This window comes from Cupriavidus sp. 207A1 (genome assembly GCF_057798955.1).
Window position 1 is genome coordinate 229,926 of the sequence record NZ_JBYOJO010000003.1, and the last position, 22,551, is coordinate 252,476.

The following is a 22,551-nucleotide window of genomic DNA, read 5'->3' on the forward strand; positions in this document are numbered from 1 at the left end:
GGTAGAAAAAGGTCCCCATGTCGCCGCCCCCAGCCACCAGTCCTTCCGTCAGCATGCTGGCGCCATTTCCGCCGCCCGGCGGGCACGATGGCGCGGACATGGCTGCGCGCGGCGCCGGCGCGGCGCTGGCCTGCTTCCACTGCGGGTTGCCGGTCACCGATGCCGAACCGCTCGCCGCCAACCTGGACGGCAGCCGCCGCGTATTCTGCTGCGGCGGTTGCCAGGCCCTGGCGCAGACCCTCCATGCGGCCGGCTTTGCCCACCTGTACGGCGACGAAGCCCGCTTCGCCCGGCCCATCGACGACGATGCCCGGCGCCAGGCCGAGCCGGTCTGGGCTGCCTACGATGCCCCGGAACTGCGCGCGCAATTTGTCCGCCCGCTCGACGGCGGCCGCGCCGAGATCACGCTGGCTCCCGAGAATATCCGCTGCGCCGCCTGCGCGTGGCTGATCGAGCAGCATCTGTCGCGCCAGCCGGGCGTGGAATCGGCGGTCGCCAATGTCGCCACGCGGCGCGTGGTGGTGCGCTGGCGTGACGACGCCCAGACGGTGTCGGGGCTGCTGGCGGCGCTGGCCGGCATCGGCTACATGGCCTGGCCCTTCGAAGTCTCGCGCACCGACCTGCAGGACCGCCGCGCGCGTCGCGGCCTGCTGATGCGCATGGCGGTGGCCATGCTCGGCATGATGCAGGTGATGATGTACGCATGGCCGATCTATACCCACGAAGCCACCATCGATCCCGGCCAGCTGCAGCTGATGCGCTGGGCCAGCTTCGCGCTGACCTTGCCGGTGGTGTGCTATGCCGCCTCGCCGATCTTCGCCGGCGCCTGGCGCAGCCTGCGCCAGCGCCATATGGGCATGGACGTGCCGGTGGCGATCGGCGTCGCCGCGGGCTTTGCCGCCAGTGCGCTGGCCACGGTGCGCGGCGTGGGCGAGGTCTATTTCGATTCGGTGACGATGTTCGTCGCCTTCCTGCTGCTGGCCCGCTACCTGGAACTGCGCGTGCGCCAGGCCTCGCGCAGCGGTGCCGAAATGCTGGCGCGCCAGTTGCCCGCCACGTGCGAACGGCTGGCCACGGCCGGTGCGGCGGGCGAGCGCATCCCGGTCGCCCGGCTGCGCGCGGGCGACCTGATCCGCGTCAAGGCGGGAGAGATCGTCCCGGCGGACGGCGCGATCACTTCGGGCACCAGCGCACTCGATGAATCCATGCTGACCGGCGAAAGCCGCCCGGTGCGCCGCTGCGCCGGCGACACCGTGCTGGCCGGCAGCTTCAATACCGCCAGCCCGCTGGAACTGCGCGTGACCCGCGTCGGCGCCGGCACCCGCCTGGCCGAGATCGTCGCGGTGCTGGACCGCGCGCTGGCCGAGAAGCCGCGCCTGGCGACACTGGCCGACCGCGTGGCGGGCTGGTTCGTGGCGACGCTGCTGGTGCTGGCGGCACTGACCGGCATGGTCTGGGGCCTCTGGATCGATCCCTCGCGGGCCTTGCTGGTGACCATCGCGGTGCTGGTGGTCAGCTGCCCGTGCGCGTTGTCGCTGGCTACGCCGGCGGCACTGGCCGCGGCCGGCGCGGCGCTGTCGCGGCGCGGCGTGCTGCTGGCGCGCGGCCACGCGCTGGAAACGCTCGCCCGCGTCACCGACGTGGTGCTCGACAAGACCGGCACGCTGACCGAGGGCCGCTTTGCCGTGGCGGCGGTCGAGCCGCTGGGAGAAGCCGATTCCGCTCGATGCCTGACGCTGGCCGCAGCGATGGAGCGTGGCGGCGAGCATCCGATCGCGCGCGCGCTGGTGGCGGCGGCGCCCGATCTGACCGGCCTGCCGCTGCACGTCAGCGACATGCGCAACGTTCCCGGTGCCGGTCTCGAGGCGGTGGTCGCGGGCCGCCGCCTGCGCCTCGGCCGCGCCGATTTTGTCTTGGCGCTGGGCGGTGCTGGCCAGCCTGCGCCGGCCGCTGCCCACAACCTTATGCATCCCGGCGCCACGGTAGTCTGGCTGGGCGCCGAGACCGGCGCGCTGGCGCGCTTCGTGCTGGCCGACGTCGAACGCCAGGAAACGCCGATGCTGCTGGCACGCTTGCGCGAACTGGGCGTGCGCTGCCACCTGGTATCGGGCGACAACATGGCGGCGGTGCACTGGTGGGCCGCGCACTTCGGCATCGAGCGCATGGCCGGCGAGGTCACGCCCGAAGGCAAGCGCGACTACGTGGCGCGGCTGCAGCAGGACGGGGCCGTGGTGCTGGCCGTCGGCGACGGCATCAACGACGCGCCGGTGCTGGCGCAGGCGCAGGTATCGATTGCGATCGGCAGCGGCGCGCCGCTGGCCCAGGCCGGCGCGGACGCGGTGCTGACGCACGGCGGCGTGGCCGAGATCGCGACGGCGCTGGCCGTGTCGCGCCAGACGCGCCGGGTGGTGCGCCAGAACCTGGGTTGGGCCTTTTTCTACAACGTGGTCGCCATTCCGCTGGCGGCGACCGGGCTGGTGACGGCGTGGATGGCGGGCATCGGCATGTCGCTGTCCTCGCTGCTGGTGGTCGCCAATGCCTGGCGCCTGCTGCGCGCCGGCAAGCCGCGGCGCACGCCGCGGCCTACCTCGCGGCATAACGGAGCCTGACGATGGAAACGCTTTACCTGCTGGTGCCGATGAGCCTGGTGCTCGTGGTGGTCATCGCGGGCGCGCTGTGGTGGGCGCTTCATGCCGGGCAGTACGACGACCTGGACCGGCCTGCCGAATCGATCCTGCTGGACAACGACAAGCCGTGAGCCCGCGGCGCGTGCCTCGGACCGGAGCCGCGCGCGCAGGTTCAAGACGTGCCCGGAGCGGCTTGATAAAGATCAACGCACCCGTGGCATGGTTTTTCTAAAGTCACACTGTCAGTAGGTTTTTTATTTTCTCTAAGCTTTGGGGGTCTGAATGGATGTCACTGCCGCGTCTTCACGCGTCGACACCTTCAATTACGGCGTCGTTAGACAGTTCGCTGTCATGACGGTAGTCTGGGGGATCGTCGGCATGGCCGTCGGCGTGCTGCTGGCAGCACAGCTGATCTGGCCCGAACTCAATTTCAATACACCGTGGCTGTCGTTCGGCCGGCTGCGTCCGCTGCATACCAATGCGGTGATCTTCGCCTTCGGCGGCAGCGCGCTGTTTGCCACCTCCTACTACGTGGTCCAGCGCACCTGCCAGGCGCGCCTGTTCTGCGGCCCGCTGGCCGCATTCACGTTCTGGGGCTGGCAACTGGTCATCGTCGCAGCCGCCATCACGCTGCCGTTGGGCATCACCAGCTCCAAGGAATACGCCGAACTCGAATGGCCCATCGACCTGCTGATCACCGCGGTCTGGGTGGCCTACGCGATCGTGTTCTTCGGCACCATCGTCAAGCGCAAGACCCGGCATATCTACGTCGCCAACTGGTTCTTCGGCGCCTATATCCTGACCATCGCGCTGCTGCACATCGTCAACAACATCGAGATGCCGGTGTCGCTGTGGAAGTCCTACTCGGCCTATGCCGGCGTGCAGGACGCGATGATCCAGTGGTGGTACGGCCATAACGCGGTCGGCTTCTTCCTGACCACCAGCTTCCTGGGGATGATGTACTACTTCATTCCCAAGCAGGCCGAGCGCCCGATCTTTTCCTACCGCCTGTCCATCGTCCACTTCTGGGCGCTGAACTTCACCTACATGTGGGCCGGCCCGCACCACCTGCAGTACACCGCGCTGCCGGACTGGGCACAGTCTCTCGGCATGGTGTTCTCGCTGATCCTGCTGGCGCCGTCGTGGGGCGGCATGATCAACGGCATCATGACGCTGTCGGGCGCCTGGCACAAGCTGCGCACCGACCCGATCCTGAAGTTCCTGGTGGTGGCGCTGTCGTTCTACGGCATGTCGACCTTCGAAGGCTCGATGATGTCGATCAAGACCGTCAACGCGCTGTCGCACTACACCGACTGGACCATCGGCCATGTCCACTCCGGCGCGCTGGGCTGGGTCGCGATGATCTCCATCGGTTCGCTCTACTACCTGATCCCGCGGCTGTTCGGCGAGAAGCAGATGTACAGCGTGCGCCTGATCGAATGGCACTTCTGGATCGCGACCATCGGCGTGGTGCTGTATATCGCCTCGATGTGGATCGCGGGTGTGATGGAAGGCCTGATGTGGCGCGCCACGCAACCGGACGGCACGCTGACCTACGCCTTCGTCGAAGCGGTCAAGGCCAAATATCCGTTCTATCTGATTCGCCTGCTGGGTGGCATGTGCTTCCTGTCCGGCATGCTGCTGATGGCCTACAACATCGCCAAGACCATCGTCGGCAAGCCCGCCGTGGATGCGCCGATTCCGGCCAGCATCGCCGCCTCCGCCCACTGATCAATCCAGGATAGAAAGATGTCCGACAAACAACGCTTCTTTTCCCACGAAACGCTGGAGAAGAACATCGGCTGGCTGATCATCTGCACGATCCTCGTGGTCAGCATCGCGGGTCTGGTCCAGATCGTGCCGCTGTTCTTCCAGCACTCCACCACCGAGCCGGATCCGGGCATCACGCCGTATTCGCCGCTGCGGCTGATGGGACGCGATATCTATATCCGCGAAGGCTGCGTCGGCTGCCACTCGCAGCAGGTGCGAACGCTGCAGGCCGAGACCGAGCGCTACGGCCATTACTCCACCGCCGGCGAATCGGTCTACGACCATCCGTTCCTGTGGGGCTCCAAGCGTACCGGCCCCGATCTGGCGCGCGTGGGCGGACGCTACTCCGACGACTGGCAGCGCATCCACTTGCGCAACCCGCGCGACGTGGTGCCGGAATCCGTGATGCCGTCGTACCCGTGGCTGGAGAAGGCCGAGCTGCCCACCAACGATATCCAGGCGCGCATGCGCGCGCTGGTCAAGCTGGGCGTGCCGTACACCGACGCCGACATCGCAAAGGCGCCGGGAGAGCTGAAAGGCAAGACCGAGGAAGACGCGCTGGTTGCCTACCTGCAGGGCCTCGGCACCAACCGTCGCAACGTGCGCGTCGATGCCGCCGCCGCGGCACCGAAGGAGTAAGCCATGGCCATGATCACCGCCATCGCGACCGTCGTGTCCATGGTCGTTTTCCTCGGCATCTGCTGGTGGGCCTGGTCCGCCGGCCGCCAGGCCGCCAACCGCGAATCCGCCATGCTGCCGTTCGCGCTGCCTGACGAAACTACGACAACATCGAGCCGGAACACCTAGCCATGAGCGATTTCATTTCCGATTTCTGGAGTTACTACATTGCCGCCATCGCGCTCATCGGCATCGTCTGGTGCGTATGGCTGCTGTTCTCCCAACGCAAGATCACCAAGACCCCAGGCGGCACGGAAGATACCGGCCATGTCTGGGATGGCGACCTGCGTGAACTGAACAACCCGCTGCCGCGCTGGTGGATGTGGATGTTCCTGCTGGCCTGCATTTTCGGCCTGGCCTACCTTGTGCTGTATCCGGGCCTGGGCTCGTACGCCGGCGTGCTGAAGTTCTCCACGCAGGGCGAACTGGCCGCGCACCGCGCGGCGCAGGAACGCATGCAGAACGAGATCTACGGCAAGTACCTGAAGATGGACGTCAAGCAGGTGGCGGCGGACCCGCAGGCACGCGAGATCGGCCAGCGCCTGTTCCTGAACTACTGCGCGCAGTGCCATGGCTCCGATGCGCGCGGCAGCCGGGGCTTCCCCAACCTGACCGACAACGACTGGCTGTACGGCGGCGAGCCCGAGACCATCAGCCAGACCATCGCCAAGGGCCGCAATGGCGTGATGCCGCCGTTTGGCGCTGTCATCGATGCCAAGCAGGCGGGCGACGTGGCGCAGTACGTGCGTTCGCTGTCCGGGCTGTCGTCGGATCCGATCCGCGTGTCGCGCGGCGAGGGCGCGTTCAAGACCACCTGCGTGGCCTGCCACGGCGCCGGCGGCAAGGGCAACCAGGCCCTCGGTGCGCCGAACCTGTCGGACAATGTCTGGCTCTATGGCAGCTCGGAAGCCAGCATCGTCGAGGCCATCCTGAAGGGCCACAACAACCATATGCCGGCACACGAGGAAATCCTGACGCCCGAACGCATCCGCATGCTGACGGCCTATGTGTGGGGGTTGTCCAATACGGGAGGCGGAGCCGGGCAATGATCGACGACTCATGTGAGCGAGCGCTCGAGGCTCGCGGGAGAACTCGCCCATGAATGCGCCCGGGACCGAAGAAGTGGCCCGGGCGGCCGACCTGCAACGGTCGGCCGCTGCGCCGGGCGAGACCTCGGAAGAAACCCTTTACGAGGTCCGCCGCAAAATCTATCCGCGTTCGGTGAAGGGCGCGTTCTCCAGCTGGCGGGTCTGGCTGGTGATCCTGACCCAGCTGATCTACTACGGCACGCCCTGGCTCCAGTGGAACGGACGCCAGGCCGTGCTGTTTGACCTTGGCGAGCGCAAGTTCTATATCTTCGGACTGGTGCTGTGGCCGCAGGACGTGATCTACCTGGCGGTGCTGCTGGTCATCTCCGCGCTGGCGCTGTTCCTGTTCACGGCGATCGCGGGACGGCTGTTCTGCGGCTACGCGTGCCCGCAAACGGTCTACACCGAGATCTTCATGTGGATCGAGCGGCGGGTCGAAGGCGACCGCATCGCCCGCATCCGCCTCGACGGGGATCCGTGGAGCCTGCGCAAATTCCGCATCAAGGCAACCAAGCATTTCCTGTGGGTGCTGATCGCACTGTGGACCGGTTTCACGTTCATCGGCTACTTTGCGCCGATCCGCGAACTGGGCGGCGAGGTACTGGCGCTGACGCTGGGCCCCTGGCAGGCATTCTGGATGCTGTTCTACGCGTTCGCCACGTGGGGCAACGCAGGCTTCATGCGCGAGCAAGTATGCAAGTACATGTGCCCCTACGCGCGTTTCCAGAGCGTGATGGTGGACCGCGACACCTTTGTCGTGACCTATGACGTCGGCCGCGGCGAGCCGCGCGGCAGCCGCTCGCGCAAGACCGACCATCACCAGGCCGGGCTTGGCGATTGCGTCAACTGCAGCATCTGCGTGCAGGTATGCCCGACCGGCATCGACATCCGCGATGGCCTGCAGTACGAGTGCATCGGCTGCGGCGCCTGCATCGACGCCTGCAACCAGGTCATGGACAAGATGGACTACCCGCGCGGGCTGATCCGGTACACCTCGGAAAACGCAATGCGCAAGGGCCTGTCCGCTGCGGCATCGCGCAAGCGCCTGCTGCGTCCGCGCGTCATCATCTACTCGGTGATCTGGGTGGCGCTGCTGGCGGGGTTCATGGCGTCGATCATGCTGCGCACGCCGCTGAAGGTCGACATCATCCGCGATCGCGGTGCGCTGGGCCGGGAGGTGGAAGGGCGCTGGATCGAGAACGTCTATCGGCTGCAACTGATCAACACCACCGAGGCGCCGATGCAGATCCGCGTGCGTGCCGACAGCGATGAACTGAAGGACCTGACGGTCGAATACGACAAGCAGGCCGAATCGCTGGCGCCAACCTCCAACCGGCTGCTGCCGATCCGCATCCGCGTGCCGATAGAGGCCGCCAGGCAAGGCACGCACAAGATCAACGTAACAGTAACGAGCGAAGGCACGGAGCAAGGGCATGCTGAAATTCGGCAATCCACCAGTTTTATCGTGCCGCGCGATTTGTGAAGCTAGGCGACTCACACGTAGTCGCCAGGACGAAGGGGGCAAGATGAGTCAGCAAGGCAATCCGTGGTGGAAGGAACCGTGGCCATGGCTGCTGATGGCCGGTCCGCTGGTGGCCATGGTGGCGTGCGGCGTGACGATCTGGCTGGCGTCGGCACACCCCGACCTGCCGGTGCAGGGCGCGGCGCGGCATGGCCTGGTGGTCGAGAAGGTGGAAGCGGTGGCGCCCAAGTCCGCGGCAGCGAGGCAGCCATGAGGTTGCGCTGGCTGATGTGGGTGCTGTGGCCGGGCTTCCTGATGGCGGGTCTGGCGACGGCGACGGTTTTTTCCGTCGTCGATCCGGGCGACCTCAAATTCTTCGGCCATCCGATCGAATCGTCGCGCGAGTCGGTCTATACCGTCGGCTTCCTGCTGGCGTGGGTGTTCTGCGCGTTGTCCAGCGGGCTGACGCTGTACACCATGCCGACGCGGCTGGCGGATACGGACGAACTGGAATAGGGAAGGACTATCGCGTTGCCGGCGCCGCAGGCGGCGCGGCAACGCCGCGGTGGCTCAGCAGCTACGGCTGTAGAGTTGCTTGATGCCGTCGATGTCGATCAGCTTGACATGCCGTTGGCGGATCTGGATCAGCCCGGCCTCGGCAAAGCGCGAGAACAGGCGACTCACGGTCTCGAGTTTCAGCCCGAGGTAGCTGCCGATCTCTTCGCGGCTCATGCGCATCACGAACTCGGACGCCGAATAACCGCGCGCCGACAGCCGTTCCGACAGGTTGATCAGGAAGGCGGCGAGGCGTTCCTCGGCGCGCATCGAGCCGAGCGTGACCAGCATCAGCTGGTCGTGCGTGATTTCCTTGCCCATCAGGCGCAGGAACTGCTGTTGCAGCGAAGGCAGGTCGGCGGACAGCGTCTGCAGATCGTTCATGCGGACCACGCATACCTCGGTATCTTCGAGTGCGGTCGCATCGGATGCATGCTGCATCTCGCCCAGGCCGTCGAGGCCGACGATTTCACCGGGCAGGTGGAACCCGGTAATCTGCGAGCGTCCGTCTTCGGTGGTGACATGCGTCTTGAGCGTACCGAAGCGGATGGCGTAGACCGCGGTGAGCGGGTCACCCATGCGGTAAAGGGTTTCCCCCTTGTGCACGCGGATGCGTTCCTGCACCAGCGTGTCGATCTTGGCAAGGTCTTGCTGCGACATGCCAACCGGGAGGCACAGCTGTCCCATCGCACAGGTGGAGCAGCGGGGCGACATCTCGGTAATGGGGATGGAAGTGAGCAATTGGAACCTGCTAGAAATGGCAGCGGGGCACGATATGGGCATTTTACCGTGCGATGTGATCCGGCAGGGAGACAGAATTGACATTTGGAGTATTGATCAGCGTTTTCCTGCTCGCTCTGCTGGGCGGCGTGCACTGCGCCGCCATGTGCGGCGGCGTGGCGCTGGCCGTGGAGCAGCGGCGCGGCAAGGCAGCGCCGGTCAGCCTGGTGCGCAGCCGCACTGCATGGCTCGGCGAGTTACTGTTGATGCACTTTGGCAGGATTACCACCTATATGCTGCTCGGTGCGGCGCTGGGCGCCGCGGGCGCCACCGCCTGGAAGCAGGACTACCTGCCAGTGCAGCGCTGGCTGTTCGGCGCCGGCAGCCTGATGCTGCTGTGGTCGGGCTGGCGCCTGCTGCGCGGCAGTACCTTTACCGTGAACTGGCTGGAGCGGCTGGCGGCGCGTGCCGGCGCTGCGGTGGCCGGGCGGCTCGGCGGCGTCGCCGGCGCGTTGCCGGCCTTCGTGCGGGCGCGCGGCGGGCTGGCCCGGCGTTATGGCGTGGGCCTGGCCTGGGGGCTGGTGCCGTGCGGCATGGTCTACGGTGCGCTGACGCTGGCGCTGCTGGCGGGCAATGCCGGCTCGGGCGCGCTGGTGATGGGCGTGTTCGGGCTTGGCACGCTGCCGAACCTGCTGGTGCTGTCCGGGCTGTCCGGCTATCTGAGACTGTGGTCGCGGCGACCGGGCGTGCGCCTGGGCGCGGGCCTTGCCGTGATGGCGTTCGGCGGGCTTGGCATTGCGCGAGCGGTGCTGCTGCCACATTCGCTGGCGGAACAGGGCTTTTGCCTGGTGTTTTGATGCCCCATGCGGCATCCTGCGGCGCCGGCACCCCGCGCAAGCAGGATGATGGTTGCAGGCGGAGCCGGGAATGCCATACAATCGCCAGCATTGCGGTATCGCGCGGAGTCAGACAGGCTGCGGTAAGCAGCGGCGATCAGCGCCTGGCGGTCTTCCTATCCGAAGGCGCGCTCGGGACGCGGGAAGCGGAAGGCTTTCGATGAGCGCCAGTCCCCGCGATCCATCCGGTTCAAAAGATCTGGTTCAAAAGTCCGGTTGGCGCTGCGGCGTGGTAGATGCCGGCCTTGCTCCCGATACCCGTATTTTCTTGCGTCCGAGGCGTTCAGTTCGCCGACCGCGATGTCCGTTTGTGCGGACGAGCGACGCAAGAGGTTCGCTGGCCGATCCATGACGGCATGCGGACGATCTCCTGCCGGAAGCCCCGGCAACTCGATGCAAAGAATGGGAAGTGCACGGCCTGGGTACGGCAGGTATCCGGCTCGCTGCGCAATGAGATGGCGGTGGCTTTGGCACCGCTGTATCCAAAATCTCCGGTGCCCCGGATCCGTCCGGGAGCAGGTGCAAAGACAGGCTGCACACCATCAACATGAATACCCAAGAGGCGAAGATCGTCCTCGAGACGGCGCTGATCTGCGCGCAGGAACCGTTGCGCGTCAACGATCTGCGCCGCCTGTTCGACGATGACGTCGGCGCAGACACTATCCGCGTGCTGCTGGACGAACTGCGCCAGGATTGGCGCCCGCGCGGCGTGGAGCTGGTGGCGCTGGCAAGCGGCTGGCGGTTCCAGAGCCGGCCCGAAATGCGGGAATACCTCGACCGCCTGAATCCGGAAAAACCGCCAAAATACTCGCGTGCGGTGATGGAGACCCTGGCGATCATCGCCTACCGCCAGCCGGTGACCCGTGGCGATATCGAGGAAATCCGCGGTGTGACGGTCAGCACGGAAGTGATCAAGAAGCTCGAGGACCGCAGCTGGATCGAGGTCATCGGCCATCGCGACGTGCCGGGTCGCCCGGCGCTGTATGCCACCACCAAGGCCTTCCTGGACGACCTCGGGCTGCGCACGCTGGACGAGCTGCCGCCGCTGGAAGACGCTCAGGCGCAGGCACAGGCCGCCTTGCTGGAGCAGCAGGCGATCAACTTCGAAGACCTGGCGGCGAACAAGCCGGCCAGCGCCGACGAGGAAGCCTTTGCCGAGCCGGTCACGCCGGCCGATACATCGTCAGCGGCCGAGAGCGCGCCCGCGCGCGAAGACGGTGCCGATGGCTTTGACGCGCAGCCGGCTGCCGAGACGGTGGTTGAGGCCGGTGCGGGCGATGCCACCGAATCGGCTGCAACCCCTCCGGACGGGGCGCGGGACCAACTGCCTGAAGACGGCACCCCGCCGCACCCGAGCGAGCACGACGAGCGCGTGCCGAACTGAACAACATGCAACATCCGATAGTGAATATCTTGTCTGATTCCGTTGAGCAAGACGCCCGCCACGCGGGCGCATCCGCCGACACCGGCGCCGCAGAACCCGGAACGGGCAGCGACGCCGCGCCCCGCCGCAAGGGGCTGCGCCGCGGTCTGAGGAACCTGGTGGCATCGCGCCGCCAGGCCGCGCAGGACCGCGCCGAGGGCGCCGAAGGCGCCGGCGCGGCCGGCCAGGGCGATGCCGGCGAGGCAGGTGCCGCCGCCAGCGCGGGCGCCGCCGGTGCCGGGCGTGGCGGCCAGCGCGGCCGCGGCAAGCGCAAGACGGGCCAGGGCGAAGGCGGGCAGGGCGGCCAGGGCAGCCAGGGCGGCAGCAAGGCAGACAAGATCGACCGCGCGGCCCGCGCCGAAGGCGCCGACAAGCCGGAGCAGCCTGGCCGCAAGCGCAAGCAGGCCCCGCGCAGCGGCAAGCCCGCGCCCACCGGCGACACCCAGGGCGCCGGCGCGCGCCAGCAGGGCCGGCGCAAGGATGGCGGCAAGCCGCAGGCACCGCGCAAGGGCCAGGCCGGCGCCGACAAGTCCGCGGCGGGCAGCGAAGACCTGTTCCGCTTCGTCATCTCCGAGCAGTACGACAGCGAAGACACCGTCATCCCGCGCACCAAGGCCAAGCCCGTGCGCGAGCTGTCTGCCGATGACGACGCGCCCAAGCTGCACAAGGTTCTGGCCGAAGGCGGCCTGGGCTCGCGCCGCGAGATGGAAGAGCTGATCCTGCAGGGCCGGGTCTCGGTCAACGGGCTGCCGGCCCATATCGGCCAGCGCATCCTGCCGGCCGACCAGGTCCGCGTGAACGGCAAGCTGATCCACCGCAAGGTGTCGACCAAGCCGCCGCGCGTGCTGCTGTATCACAAGCCTGCCGGCGAAATCGTCAGCCAGTCGGATCCGGAAGGCCGCCCGACCGTGTTCGACAACCTGCCGCGCATCAAGACCGGCAAGTGGGTCGCGGTGGGCCGCCTGGACTTCAACACCGAAGGCCTGCTGATCTTCACCACCTCGGGCGATATTGCCAACCGGTTCATGCATCCGCGCTACGGCGTCGAGCGCGAATACGCGGTGCGCACGCTGGGCGAGCTGGCCGAAGCCGACCGCCAGCGCCTGCTGCACGGCATCAAGCTGGATGACGGCGAGGCCAACTTCCTGCGTATTGCCGACGGTGGCGGCGAAGGCGTCAACCATTGGTACCACGTGGCCCTGACCGAAGGCCGCAATCGCGAAGTGCGCCGCATGTTCGAGGCGGTCGGCCTGACCGTGTCGCGCCTGATCCGCACCCGCTACGGCCAGTTCCTGCTGCCGCGCGGGCTCAAGCGCGGCCGCTGGCAGGAAGTCGAGCCGAATGACGTCAAGGCGCTGATGACCAGCGTCGGCCTGAAGGTGCCGGGCAAGGGCGAGCAGGCGCCCAAGGGCGCCACCAAGGTGGGCGGGCGCAAGCAGCGCACCGAGGCGGCGATTGCCGGCATGCCGATGCATACCGGCATGGACGGCCTGCCGCGCTTCGAGCAGGGCGGTCCTCGTGGCGGCGGCGGCAGCCGCAGCAGCCAGCCGGATCCGATGAAGACGTCGATGGGCTATATCAGCCACGGGCCGACGTTGCTGACCTCGCACGCCGCGAACCTCGGCGGGGGCCGCGGCGCCGGTGCGCGCCAGGGACGCGGCGGCGGTACTGGCATGGGCGGCATGGGCGGTGCCAGGGGGCAGGCCGGCCAGGGGCAGGGCAAGGCCCGCCGCGGCGGTGGCGAGGCCAATGGCAACGTGATGCCGAAGGCAGCCAAGTCGGGTGGCAACCGTTCGCAGCGTGGTGGCAGCGGCAATCGTGGTGGCAACCGCGGCGGCAATCGGTAAGCGCCGTACGCGGCGCATGGCGGGCATAACGCCTGCCTGCGCCGCATGCGGTCCGCGGTAATGTCTGGCTTTTGCCTTTTCGACATAATCCGCGTATAATTCAAGTCTATTCAAAAAGCCATCCTCGTCCGAGGATGGGCGAATGATGGGCATTGCGCCCATTTTTTTTTGGTTCGCCCGTTTTCGGTGCTTCCGCCTGGGGCGGAAAGGGTTGGCGGACAGGCAGCGCTGCAGCAGGGTCGTCCCGGACGGCACCGGCGGGGTTTGCCTGCCACGGTGTTGATGGCCATTACTCGGGATAACAGTGCATCTGGCAGATTTGATCGAAACCACCCTAAGCGGCATGGGATATGAGCTGGTCGAGCTCGAGCGTGCCCCGGCCGGATTGCTGCGTGTCTATATCGATCAGCCTGAAACCGGCATTGCCATCGAGGATTGCGAAAAGGTGAGCCGCCAGCTCACCCACGTGTTTACGGTCGAGAACGTCGACTATGAACGCCTCGAGGTCTCGTCGCCCGGACTGGACCGGCCGCTGAAGAAGCTGGCCGACTTCATCCGCTTTGCCGGCGCGGAGGCGCGCGTGACGCTGCGCCTGCCCGTCAACGGACAGAAGAACTTCACCGGCATCCTGCGCGAGCCCACCGGCGCCGCGGGCGAAGAGAAGATCGGCCTGGAGTTCGAGGGCAAGGATGGCCCGGCGCTGCTGGAATTTGCCGTATCCGATGTCGACAAGGCACGCCTGGTGCCGGTGATCGACTTCAAAGGAAATCAAAGAAAAGGGAACAAGCAATGAGCCGCGAAGTTCTGTTGCTCGTCGATGCGCTTGCGCGTGAGAAGAACGTCGACAAGGATGTGGTATTCGGTGCCCTGGAGGCGGCGCTCGCCTCGGCCACCAAGAAGCGTTTCGAGGAAGACGTGGATATCCGTGTCGCGATCGATCGCGAGTCGGGCGAGCATGAAACCTTCCGCCGCTGGCTGGTCGTTCCCGACGAGCTGGGCCTGCAGGAGCCGGACAAGCAGATCCTGCTGTTCGAGGCCCGCGAGGAAAACCCGAGCATCGAGCTGGGCGACTATATCGAGCAGCAGATCGAATCGGTCGAGTTCGGCCGCATCGGCGCGCAGGCCGCCAAGCAGGTGATCCTGCAGCGCATCCGCGATGCCGAGCGCGAGCAGATCCTGAACGACTACCTCGATCGCGGCGAAAAGATCATGACCGGCACGGTCAAGCGCGCCGACAAGAAGGGCCTGATCGTCGAGTCCGGCCGCGTCGAGGCGCTGCTGGCCCGCGACCAGATCATCCCCAAGGAAAACCTGCGCACCGGCGACCGCGTGCGCGCCTATATCCTGAATGTCGACCGCGCCGCGCGCGGCCCGCAGATCGAACTGTCGCGTACCGCGCCCGATTTCCTGATCAAGCTCTTCGAGAACGAAGTGCCTGAAATGGAACAGGGCCTGCTTGAGATCAAGGCGGCTGCCCGCGACCCGGGCGTGCGCGCCAAGATCGCGGTGGTGGCGCATGACAAGCGCATCGACCCGATCGGCACCTGCGTGGGCGTGCGCGGCACGCGCGTCACTGCGGTGCGCAACGAGATCGGCGGCGAGGCGGTGGATATCGTGCTGTGGTCCGAAGACCCGGCGCAGTTTGTGATCGGCGCGCTGGCACCTGCGCAGGTGCAGTCGATCGTTGTCGATGAAGAGAAGCACAGCATGGACGTGGTGGTCGACGAGGAAAACCTCGCCGTCGCCATCGGCCGCAGCGGTCAGAACGTGCGCCTGGCGTCCGAGCTGACCGGCTGGCAGATCAACATCATGACGCAGGAAGAATCGGCGCAGAAGCAGGCCGAAGAGAGCGATGTCGTGCGCAAGCTGTTCATGTCCAAGCTGGACGTGGATGAGGAAGTCGCGGACATCCTGATCGAGGAAGGCTTCTCCACGCTGGAAGAAGTGGCTTATGTCCCCATCAGTGAAATGATGGAGATCGAGGCCTTTGACGAAGACACCGTCAACGAGCTGCGCAATCGCGCGCGTGATGCGCTCCTGACGATGGAACTGGCCCGGGAAGAAAAGGTGGAAGAGGTGTCGCAGGACCTGCGCTCGCTCGACGGCCTCAACCCGGAACTGATCGGCAAGCTGGCCGAAGGCGATATCCATACGCGTGACGACCTGGCCGAACTGGCCGTGGACGAGCTGGTCGAGATGACCGGTGTCAGCGAGGAAGAAGCCAAGTCGCTGATCATGAAAGCACGGGAACATTGGTTCAACTGAGGGACACGCCCTGGCCGCTGAAACCGGGCAGGGCGCGCTTTCCGCAACAATTTGTCCCGACGTAGAAACCAAGCATTGAAAGGGTTTGAATGGCAAGCACAACAGTTGCCCAACTGGCCGCAGAACTGAGTCGCAGCGCAGCTGCCCTGCTGGAACAATTGCAGGCGGCTGGGGTGGGCAAAGCGACGCCAGAAGACATCATCACGGAATCGGATAAGACCAGGCTGCTGGACTATCTGAAGCGCTCGCACGGCCAGGCCGACGACAGCGCCCGCAAGAAGATCACACTGACCAAGCGCGAAACCTCGGAGATCCGCCAGTCGGACGCCACCGGCAAGACCCGCACGGTCCAGGTGGAAGTGCGCAAGAAGCGCGTGCTGATCAAGCGCGACGACGCTGCGCCGGAATCGCAGGCCGATGGCGCCGAGGCCCAGGCCCAGGTCGTCGACGCCGCCGAGGAGGCGCGCCGCGAAGCGGAAGAACGCCGCCAGGCAGAACAACTGGCGCGTCAGGAAGCCGAGGCCAAGGCCGCCCGCGAGGCCGCCGAGCGCGAGGAAGCCGAGCGCCGCGCGCGCCAGGAGGCACTCGAGGCCGAACAGCGCCGCCAGGCCGAACTCGCTGCCCGCAAGGCCGAGGAAGAGGCTGCCGCGTCGCGCGCCGTGACCGAAGCCAACGAGGACGCCTCGCGCAAGAAGGCCGAGGACGAGAAGGCCCGCGTCGCCGCTGAACGCGCCGAGGCGCAGAAGGCTGCCGACGAGGCCAAGGTTGCCGCCGACAAGGCCCGCGCCGAGCAGGAAATCGCCGCGCGCAAGCGCCGCGAGGCTGCCGAAGCCGAAGCCCGTGCGATCCAGCAGATGCTGAACGCGCCGGCCCGCGTGCTGAAGGCGCCGTCCGAGCGCAAGGCCGAGGAAAAGAAGGCCGAGCAGACCGGTACGCTGCACAAGCCGGTCAAGCCGGCCGGCACCGAAGCCAAGCCGGGCGAGAAGAAGCCGGTGACCGCCACCGCCACCACCACCACCGACAAGAAGGGCAAGGTCGTCAAGGCCGGCACCTCGTCGACGTGGCAGGACGAAGGCAGCCGCAAGAAGGGCAGCGGCCTGAAGACGCGCGGCGATTCGTCGGGCGGCGTGGGCGGCTGGCGCGGTGGCCCGCGCGGCCGTGGCGGCCGTCAGCAGCAGCATGACGACAGCCGCAGCAACTTCCAGGCGCCGACCGAACCGGTGGTGCGCGAAGTGCACGTGCCCGAAACCATCTCGGTGGCCGACCTGGCCCACAAGATGGCAGTGAAGGCATCCGAGGTCATCAAGCAGATGATGAAGCTCGGCCAGATGGTGACGATCAACCAGGTGCTGGACCAGGAAACCGCCATGATCGTGGTGGAAGAAATGGGCCACAAGGCGTACGCCGCCAAGCTGGACGATCCGGAAGCGCTGCTGGTGGTCGACGGCGAAGAGCACGAAGACGCCGAACTGCTGCCGCGTCCGCCGGTGGTGACCGTGATGGGTCACGTCGACCACGGCAAGACCTCGCTGCTGGACTACATCCGCCGCACCAAGGTGGCCGCGGGCGAAGCCGGCGGGATTACGCAGCATATCGGTGCCTACCATGTGGAAACCGACCGCGGCGTGATCACCTTCCTGGACACCCCGGGTCACGAGGCCTTCACGGCCATGCGTGCCCGCGGTGCCAAGGCCACCGACATCGTGATCCTGGTGGTCGCGGCCGACGACGGCGTGATGCCGCAGACCAAGGAAGCCATTGCGCATGCCAAGGCTGCCGGTGTGCCGATCGTGGTGGCGATCAACAAGATCGACAAGCCCGATGCCAACCCGGACCGCGTCAAGCAGGAACTGGTGGCGGAGCAGGTGGTGCCGGAAGAATACGGCGGCGATTCGCCGTTCGTGCCGGTTTCCGCCAAGATGGGTACCGGTGTGGAAGACCTGCTCGAGCAAGTGCTTCTGCAAGCCGAAGTGCTGGAATTGAAGGCACCGGTGGATGCCCCGGCCAAGGGCCTGGTGGTGGAAGCCCAGCTGGACAAGGGCAAGGGCCCGATCGCAACCATCCTGGTCAGCAGCGGCACGCTCAAGCGTGGCGATGTGGTGCTGGCTGGCAGCGCCTACGGCCGTGTGCGTGCCATGCTGGACGAGAACGGCAAGACGACCAAGGAAGCCGGTCCGTCGATCCCGGTGGAAATCCAGGGCCTGTCCGAAGTGCCTGCCGCCGGTGAAGAAGTGCTGGTGCTGCCGGACGAGCGCAAGGCACGTGAAATCGCGCTGTTCCGCCAGGGCAAGTTCCGCGACGTGAAGCTGGCCAAGCAACAGGCCGCCAAGCTCGAGAACATGCTCGAGCAGATGGCCGAAGGCGAAGTGCAGACGCTGCCGTTGATCGTCAAGGCCGACGTGCAGGGTTCGCAGGAAGCGCTGGTGCAGTCGCTGCAGAAGCTGTCGACCGCCGAAGTGCGGGTGCAGATCGTGCACGGCGGCGTGGGTGGCATCTCCGAGTCCGACGTCAACCTGGCAACGGCTTCGAAGGCGGTCATCATCGGCTTCAACGTGCGTGCCGATGCTGGTGCGCGCAAGCTGGCCGAGCACAACGGCATCGATATCCGCTACTACAGCATCATTTACGATGCGGTGGACGAGATCAAGGCGGCGATGTCGGGCATGCTGGCGCCGGAGAAGCGCGAAACCACCATCGGCCAGGTCGAGGTGCGCCAGGTGTTCCGCGTGCCGAAGATCGGTGCGGTGGCCGGCTGTATGGTTACCGACGGCCTGGTCAAGCGCAACTCGCTGGTGCGCGTGCTGCGCAACAACCTGGTCATCCACGACGGCGAGCTGGATTCGCTCAAGCGCTTCAAGGACGACGTCAAGGAAGTCAAGCAAGGCTTCGAGTGCGGTCTGTCGATCAAGAACTTCAACGATGTTCAGGAAGGCGACCAGCTCGAGGTGTACGAAATCACAGAGGTGGCGCGCACGCTGTAAGGCGTCGCAAGCAACGGCAGGCTTCGGCCTGCCGTTGTCATCTCGACCAGACTGTATTGAATGGCCAAGAAAGGCAATATCTCCTCCCGCAATCTCCGCATCTCCGACCAGATCCAGAAGGACCTGGCCGAGATGATCCAGCGCGAGCTGCGCGACCCGCGCCTCGGCCTGGTCACGCTGCAGTCGGTCACGCTGACGCCCGACTACGCTCACGCCAAGGTCTACTTCACCGTGCTGGGCGCCGACGCGGCCGAAGCCGCCGCCATCCTGAACGATAAGGCCGGCTACCTGCACTCGCTGCTGTTCAAGCGCCTGCACATCCATACCGTGCCGACGCTGCATTTCCATCACGACACCTCGGTCGAACACGCGATCGAGATGTCCCGGCTGATCAACGAAGCGAACGCCACGCGTTCGAAAGACGAAGACTGATGCCGGGCGCCCGTGCCTGCAGGCATGGGCTTTCCTGGCGCGGTCGCCGCGCGTTGCGCACCCGCCTCCTGCTTGTTCCCCGATGACCGATTCCAACGCCAACCGTCCGCCGCGCCTGCCGCGCCGCGAGGTCCATGGTGTGCTGCTGCTCGACAAGCCGCTGGGGCTGTCGTCCAACGACGCGCTGGTGCGCGCCAAGCGCCTGTTGCGCGCGGCCAAGGCCGGCCATACCGGCACCCTCGATCCGCTCGCCACCGGGCTGCTGCCGCTGTGCTTCGGCGAAGCCACCAAGTTTTCGCAGGACCTGCTGGAAGCGGACAAGACCTATGACGCCGAAGTGCGGCTGGGCGCACGCTCCAGCACCGGCGACGCCGAAGGCGAGCTGCTCGACGTGCGTGCGGTCACCTGCGACCGGGCCGCGGTAGAGCGTGTGCTGGCAAGTTTTGTCGGCGAGATCGAGCAGGTGCCGCCGATGCATTCGGCGCTGAAGAAGGACGGCCGCCCGCTGTACGAATACGCGCGCGCCGGCCAGACCGTGGAGCGCGCGGCGCGCCGCGTCACGATCCGTTCGATTGCATTGCTGGATTGCGCCTTGCCCGAGGCCCCGTCGTTCACGATGCGGGTGACGTGCAGCAAGGGCACCTACATCCGCACGCTGGCCGAGGATATCGGCGAAGCGCTGGGTTGCGGCGCGCATCTGACCGGGCTGCGCCGCATTGCCGTGGGCGACCTGACGCTCGACGGCGCGGTGACGCTGGCCCAGATCGAAGCACAGGATGATGCGCAGCGCCCGGCCATGCTGGCGCCGGTTGATGCCCTGCTGCAGAAATGCGTGCCGGTGCAGCTGGATGCGGCGGCGGCGGGGCGGTTCCTGCAGGGCCAGCGCATTGCCCAGCGGGACCTGCCGGCCGGCACCGTGCTGGCCGAGCAAGGCCTGGCACGGGTCTATGCCGGCGAGCCGGCGCGGCTGCTGGGGGTGGCACGCATGCGCGAAGGCGCGTTGCGGCCGGAGCGGCTGGTCAAGCTGTGAGCCCGCGGACGGCGCCGTAGCCGCCCACTAACCAACAGCCCTTACTCCAATGTGACCTTGGCCGTCTTGATCACGTCGGCCCACATCTTGCGATCCTGCGCGAGGAACCCGGCAAAGTGCTCGGGCGTATCGCCCACGGGCTCCGAGCCGAACTCAGCCATCTTCTTCCTGACTTCCGGATTCGCCACCGCCTTGACCAGGGCCTGGTTGTAGCGGGCCACGATCGCCTTCGGCAGGTCCTTCGGCCCGAAGATGCCTTGCCAGGTTGGCATGTTGAAGTCCTTCAGGCCGCTCTCGGCCAGCGTCGGCACCTCCGGCAGCAACGGCGAGCGCTTGCTGCCCGTGACTGCCAGCGCCTTGACCTTGCCGCTCTTGGCTAGCGCCGCGGCGGTGGTGATGTTATCAACCGTCATGGCGATATGGCCGCCCATCAGATCGGTGATCACTGGCGTTGCGCCCTTGTACGGCGCATGGACCATGTCGATGCCGAGGCGGTGCAGCATGGTCTCGGCGATCAGGTGGTTCGAGGTGCCGACGCCCGCGGTGCCATAGGTGACCTGCGGCGTCTTTTTGACATACGCGGCAAAGTCGGCCATGGTCTTGACCGGCAGGGCCGGGTTGACGATCACCACATTGGGCTGCGTGGCCAGCATGACGATGGGGGTGAAGTCATCGGCCTTGTACGGCGTGCCCTTGGGGTTGAGCACGTGGGTCACCGCCATCGCGCCGGCGGCACCCATGCCGATGGTGTAGCCGTCGGCCGCTGCCTTGGCCAGCTTGTCCGCGGCGATATTGCCGCCCGCGCCTGGCACGTTTTCCACCACCACCGGCACGCCCAGGCTTTCCGACAACGGTGCCTGCACCAGCCGCGCCAGCAGGTCGGCCGAGCCGCCGGGGGCAAAGCCCACCAGCAGGCGCACCGGCTTTGCCGGCTTCCATTCCTGCGCCTGCGCGGCCGGGGCCATCGCGGCGGCCAGGCCGATCCACATCATGCCGCGTGTCAGCGGCTTCCTCCACTTTCCTACCTTTTCCATGCCTTCCAGCTCCAGCAGTGTCATGGGCAATCTGTCATCGGGCTTGCCCTTACCCGGAATGCGTTCGTAGCCTGAGCTAGTCTTGTGCGCGCCATCAGGCCGCCGCACCAGCCAGTACCTGTCCCAGCAGCCGTGCCACCATGCGGTTCGACAGCAGCACCGGAGCCCCCGCATGGCGCGCCACCGTGGCCCGCATGGCTTCGGTGTAGCCCATGCAGTGCATCACCACCAGGTCGCAGCCGCGCAGCGCCGCGCCCGCCTGCGCGAAGCGGCCGGTATCGCTGTCGGCGCTATCGGTATAGGGCGATGCATGCGTGACGCGCAGTTCGCAGGGCACCGGCTGGATCAGATGAAAGCCGCTCACCTGCGTCTCCAGCGGCAGCACGATGCCGAGCCGCTTGCAGCCCTGCGCCAGCGCTACCGTCAGGTGGTCCACCACCTGCTGCGGTTCCAGCACCAGCGTCTGCATCGGCGGCAGCGCGGTGCCGGTACACAGCGGGACCAGCGCGTCGAAGCGGCCGTCGTCGAGCGAAGTCATCAGCCGCGCCAGCATGGCCTCGGCCACCGGCTTGCCCATCACCGCCTGGGTGCCGTCGCGCAGGCGGCTGGCGAAGCGGTACTCGCCGGCGGCGGGCGCCAGCGCTGCGATCTCGTCCGGGCCCAGCGCGTCGAGGATGCCGAATTCTTCGACCTCGGCCGGCAGTCCCAGGTCGGCCATCATTTGCGGCACCACGTCGGTCCGCGGCGACTGCCCGATGGTGACGAAGGCCACGCGCGGCGGGCGAGGGGCGGCCATGGTCATGCCTCGGCCCCGACGGTCTGCAGGTGCGCGAGCGAGCCGTAGCGCCGCTGCAGCTCGGCCCATTCCTCGGCATCGTAGAAGGCGCACTGGCCCTGGCCGAACTGCTTGGCGACCTCGATGCAGAAGCGCGTCGCCACATCGATGTCGAAGGCGTTGGTGACGCCGGTGGCGCATCCGGGCACGGTGGTCTGCGCGGTCAGCGCTACACCGACGACCGGGGCGGCGGTGACGATGGCCGGCTGCATGATCGAATTGACATGCCACAGGCCATTCTCATACGGCGTGATGTCCTGCGTGGTCAGCGGCAGCACCGACGGCAGTTCGCCGCTGACCCAGCCCATCAGGTCCAGCATCCGCTCCGGCAGGCGCAGCAGCCAGCCTTCCTTGGCCACCGGCGTCAGCGCCACGCCGCGGCGGTTGACGAAGCGGTTGCCGCGCGTGGTGTCGACCGACAGGATCGCCACCATGTCGGGATGCACCTCGTGCGACATCATCGTGCGCATCGCGAAGGGCGATTTCATCATCGGCACCGGCTGGTGCGGCCGCGTGGCGGCGTGCGGGCAGATGTGGGTATGGATCCGCACCGGGCCGGCCAGCACATCGCCGCTGGCGGCCATGTCGGCCAGCTTGAGCGCGGTGGCGACCGCGACGATGGCGCCGTCGGCATCGGACACCAGGCCCGTCACCGCAGGGCGCGCGCCGACGCCGCCGAGGCGGCCGACCACGCCCAGCGCGGGCGCGTCGGGATTGCGGCCGGGCAGGGTGCAGGCGAGGAAGTCGGTGTAAAGGCCGTTCTCTTCCACGCGTGTCACCGTGACGTCGCGGATGCCGCGTGCGCGCAACAACGCGGCAACGCTCTCGCCGTCGACGTTGGCTGCGGACAGCAGCTCGATCGATTCAATTACCTGCTTGATGGACATCTTGCTTGGGGTTCCTTGCTT

The 22,551-nt window shown here is 66.8% G+C and carries 21 protein-coding genes; 17 read left to right on the top strand and 4 right to left on the bottom strand.

Annotated elements, in window-relative coordinates; translation table 11 throughout:
- The first annotated feature begins 17 nt into the window (after positions 1 to 17).
- From AC3FMM_RS06680 to AC3FMM_RS06720, 9 genes are all read left to right on the top strand, one after another.
- Positions 18 to 2,609, top strand: coding sequence for a heavy metal translocating P-type ATPase (locus tag AC3FMM_RS06680; protein ID WP_488686316.1), 2,592 nt, complete (start codon positions 18 to 20; stop codon positions 2,607 to 2,609).
- Between the two features lie 2 nt (positions 2,610 to 2,611).
- A complete protein-coding gene (gene ccoS, locus AC3FMM_RS06685; protein WP_010809469.1) occupies positions 2,612 to 2,758 on the top strand; it encodes a cbb3-type cytochrome oxidase assembly protein CcoS in 147 nt (48 codons plus the stop codon).
- Positions 2,759 to 2,909: 151 nt separating this feature from the next.
- Positions 2,910 to 4,358, top strand: a complete 1,449-nt coding sequence (ccoN, locus tag AC3FMM_RS06690) for a cytochrome-c oxidase, cbb3-type subunit I (RefSeq protein WP_115709943.1) — start codon at positions 2,910 to 2,912, stop codon at positions 4,356 to 4,358.
- An 18-nt stretch (positions 4,359 to 4,376) separates the two neighbouring features.
- Positions 4,377 to 5,036, top strand: a complete 660-nt coding sequence (gene ccoO / locus AC3FMM_RS06695) for a cytochrome-c oxidase, cbb3-type subunit II (protein ID WP_115709942.1) — start codon at positions 4,377 to 4,379, stop codon at positions 5,034 to 5,036.
- A 3-nt stretch (positions 5,037 to 5,039) separates the two neighbouring features.
- Positions 5,040 to 5,204 carry a cbb3-type cytochrome oxidase subunit 3 gene (locus tag AC3FMM_RS06700; protein ID WP_010809472.1) on the top strand — a complete coding sequence of 55 codons (165 nt, stop codon included), beginning with the start codon at positions 5,040 to 5,042 and terminating at the stop codon, positions 5,202 to 5,204.
- A 2-nt stretch (positions 5,205 to 5,206) separates the two neighbouring features.
- The gene (gene ccoP, locus AC3FMM_RS06705) at positions 5,207 to 6,124 is read left to right on the top strand and encodes a cytochrome-c oxidase, cbb3-type subunit III (RefSeq protein WP_111517746.1); all 918 of its coding nucleotides are present in this window, start codon (positions 5,207 to 5,209) and stop codon (positions 6,122 to 6,124) included.
- A 49-nt stretch (positions 6,125 to 6,173) separates the two neighbouring features.
- Positions 6,174 to 7,646 carry a cytochrome c oxidase accessory protein CcoG gene (gene ccoG, locus AC3FMM_RS06710; RefSeq protein ID WP_115680492.1) on the top strand — a complete coding sequence of 491 codons (1,473 nt, stop codon included), beginning with the start codon at positions 6,174 to 6,176 and terminating at the stop codon, positions 7,644 to 7,646.
- A 43-nt stretch (positions 7,647 to 7,689) separates the two neighbouring features.
- A complete protein-coding gene (locus tag AC3FMM_RS06715) occupies positions 7,690 to 7,899 on the top strand; it encodes a FixH family protein (RefSeq protein ID WP_115709938.1) in 210 nt (69 codons plus the stop codon).
- Positions 7,896 to 8,141 carry a hypothetical protein gene (locus AC3FMM_RS06720; RefSeq protein WP_012353116.1) on the top strand — a complete coding sequence of 82 codons (246 nt, stop codon included), beginning with the start codon at positions 7,896 to 7,898 and terminating at the stop codon, positions 8,139 to 8,141. Before AC3FMM_RS06715 ends, AC3FMM_RS06720 begins: the two co-directional genes overlap by 4 nt.
- A 54-nt stretch (positions 8,142 to 8,195) precedes the next feature.
- Here AC3FMM_RS06720 and fnr read toward each other — a convergent pair whose 3' ends face one another.
- Positions 8,196 to 8,921, bottom strand: a complete 726-nt coding sequence (gene fnr / locus AC3FMM_RS06725; protein WP_018007730.1) for a fumarate/nitrate reduction transcriptional regulator Fnr — start codon at positions 8,919 to 8,921, stop codon at positions 8,196 to 8,198.
- Positions 8,922 to 8,998: 77 nt separating this feature from the next.
- Here fnr and AC3FMM_RS06730 point away from each other — a divergent pair, with 77 nt between their 5' ends.
- From AC3FMM_RS06730 to truB, 8 genes are all read left to right on the top strand, one after another.
- Positions 8,999 to 9,757 (top strand): sulfite exporter TauE/SafE family protein, encoded by a 759-nt coding sequence (locus AC3FMM_RS06730; protein WP_115709935.1) that lies wholly within the window; start codon positions 8,999 to 9,001, stop codon positions 9,755 to 9,757.
- 586 nt (positions 9,758 to 10,343) lie between these two features.
- Complete coding sequence (gene scpB / locus AC3FMM_RS06735) at positions 10,344 to 11,180, top strand: SMC-Scp complex subunit ScpB (RefSeq protein WP_326346947.1); 837 nt, start codon at positions 10,344 to 10,346, stop codon at positions 11,178 to 11,180.
- Between the two features lie 5 nt (positions 11,181 to 11,185).
- Positions 11,186 to 13,066, top strand: a complete 1,881-nt coding sequence (gene rluB / locus AC3FMM_RS06740; protein WP_488686317.1) for a 23S rRNA pseudouridine(2605) synthase RluB — start codon at positions 11,186 to 11,188, stop codon at positions 13,064 to 13,066.
- 304 nt (positions 13,067 to 13,370) lie between these two features.
- The gene (gene rimP, locus AC3FMM_RS06745) at positions 13,371 to 13,859 is read left to right on the top strand and encodes a ribosome maturation factor RimP (protein ID WP_018007726.1); all 489 of its coding nucleotides are present in this window, start codon (positions 13,371 to 13,373) and stop codon (positions 13,857 to 13,859) included.
- Positions 13,856 to 15,331 (top strand): transcription termination factor NusA, encoded by a 1,476-nt coding sequence (gene nusA / locus AC3FMM_RS06750; RefSeq protein ID WP_012353109.1) that lies wholly within the window; start codon positions 13,856 to 13,858, stop codon positions 15,329 to 15,331. Before rimP ends, nusA begins: the two co-directional genes overlap by 4 nt.
- A gap of 89 nt (positions 15,332 to 15,420) precedes the next feature.
- Positions 15,421 to 18,312 carry a translation initiation factor IF-2 gene (gene infB / locus AC3FMM_RS06755; protein WP_115709929.1) on the top strand — a complete coding sequence of 964 codons (2,892 nt, stop codon included), beginning with the start codon at positions 15,421 to 15,423 and terminating at the stop codon, positions 18,310 to 18,312.
- Positions 18,313 to 18,372: 60 nt separating this feature from the next.
- Entirely contained in the window at positions 18,373 to 18,744 is a 372-nt protein-coding gene (gene rbfA, locus AC3FMM_RS06760) for a 30S ribosome-binding factor RbfA (protein WP_115709927.1), read from the top strand.
- Positions 18,745 to 18,826: 82 nt separating this feature from the next.
- Entirely contained in the window at positions 18,827 to 19,774 is a 948-nt protein-coding gene (gene truB / locus AC3FMM_RS06765) for a tRNA pseudouridine(55) synthase TruB (protein ID WP_116312722.1), read from the top strand.
- Positions 19,775 to 19,815: 41 nt separating this feature from the next.
- Here truB and AC3FMM_RS06770 read toward each other — a convergent pair whose 3' ends face one another.
- From AC3FMM_RS06770 to AC3FMM_RS06780, 3 genes are all read right to left on the bottom strand, one after another.
- Entirely contained in the window at positions 19,816 to 20,808 is a 993-nt protein-coding gene (locus AC3FMM_RS06770) for a Bug family tripartite tricarboxylate transporter substrate binding protein (protein WP_488686408.1), read from the bottom strand.
- Positions 20,809 to 20,902: 94 nt separating this feature from the next.
- Complete coding sequence (locus tag AC3FMM_RS06775) at positions 20,903 to 21,610, bottom strand: AroM family protein (RefSeq protein ID WP_488686318.1); 708 nt, start codon at positions 21,608 to 21,610, stop codon at positions 20,903 to 20,905.
- Positions 21,607 to 22,530 carry a DUF1177 domain-containing protein gene (locus AC3FMM_RS06780; protein ID WP_115709921.1) on the bottom strand — a complete coding sequence of 308 codons (924 nt, stop codon included), beginning with the start codon at positions 22,528 to 22,530 and terminating at the stop codon, positions 21,607 to 21,609. Before AC3FMM_RS06780 ends, AC3FMM_RS06775 begins: the two co-directional genes overlap by 4 nt.
- Positions 22,531 to 22,551: the final 21 nt, after the last annotated feature.

Coding starts and splice junctions, on each gene's coding strand:
- rluB (WP_488686317.1), top strand. CDS start 11,186: ATGCAACATCCGATAGTGAATATCTTGTCTGATTCCGTTGAGCAAGAC.
- AC3FMM_RS06700 (WP_010809472.1), top strand. CDS start 5,040: ATGGCCATGATCACCGCCATCGCGACCGTCGTGTCCATGGTCGTTTTC.
- nusA (WP_012353109.1), top strand. CDS start 13,856: ATGAGCCGCGAAGTTCTGTTGCTCGTCGATGCGCTTGCGCGTGAGAAG.
- scpB (WP_326346947.1), top strand. CDS start 10,344: ATGAATACCCAAGAGGCGAAGATCGTCCTCGAGACGGCGCTGATCTGC.
- ccoO (WP_115709942.1), top strand. CDS start 4,377: ATGTCCGACAAACAACGCTTCTTTTCCCACGAAACGCTGGAGAAGAAC.
- truB (WP_116312722.1), top strand. CDS start 18,827: ATGACCGATTCCAACGCCAACCGTCCGCCGCGCCTGCCGCGCCGCGAG.
- infB (WP_115709929.1), top strand. CDS start 15,421: ATGGCAAGCACAACAGTTGCCCAACTGGCCGCAGAACTGAGTCGCAGC.
- AC3FMM_RS06680 (WP_488686316.1), top strand. CDS start 18: ATGTCGCCGCCCCCAGCCACCAGTCCTTCCGTCAGCATGCTGGCGCCA.
- ccoN (WP_115709943.1), top strand. CDS start 2,910: ATGGATGTCACTGCCGCGTCTTCACGCGTCGACACCTTCAATTACGGC.
- ccoS (WP_010809469.1), top strand. CDS start 2,612: ATGGAAACGCTTTACCTGCTGGTGCCGATGAGCCTGGTGCTCGTGGTG.
- AC3FMM_RS06715 (WP_115709938.1), top strand. CDS start 7,690: ATGAGTCAGCAAGGCAATCCGTGGTGGAAGGAACCGTGGCCATGGCTG.
- AC3FMM_RS06780 (WP_115709921.1), bottom strand. CDS start 22,530: ATGTCCATCAAGCAGGTAATTGAATCGATCGAGCTGCTGTCCGCAGCC.
- rbfA (WP_115709927.1), top strand. CDS start 18,373: ATGGCCAAGAAAGGCAATATCTCCTCCCGCAATCTCCGCATCTCCGAC.
- AC3FMM_RS06720 (WP_012353116.1), top strand. CDS start 7,896: ATGAGGTTGCGCTGGCTGATGTGGGTGCTGTGGCCGGGCTTCCTGATG.
- ccoP (WP_111517746.1), top strand. CDS start 5,207: ATGAGCGATTTCATTTCCGATTTCTGGAGTTACTACATTGCCGCCATC.
- AC3FMM_RS06775 (WP_488686318.1), bottom strand. CDS start 21,610: ATGACCATGGCCGCCCCTCGCCCGCCGCGCGTGGCCTTCGTCACCATC.
- AC3FMM_RS06770 (WP_488686408.1), bottom strand. CDS start 20,808: ATGGAAAAGGTAGGAAAGTGGAGGAAGCCGCTGACACGCGGCATGATG.
- ccoG (WP_115680492.1), top strand. CDS start 6,174: ATGAATGCGCCCGGGACCGAAGAAGTGGCCCGGGCGGCCGACCTGCAA.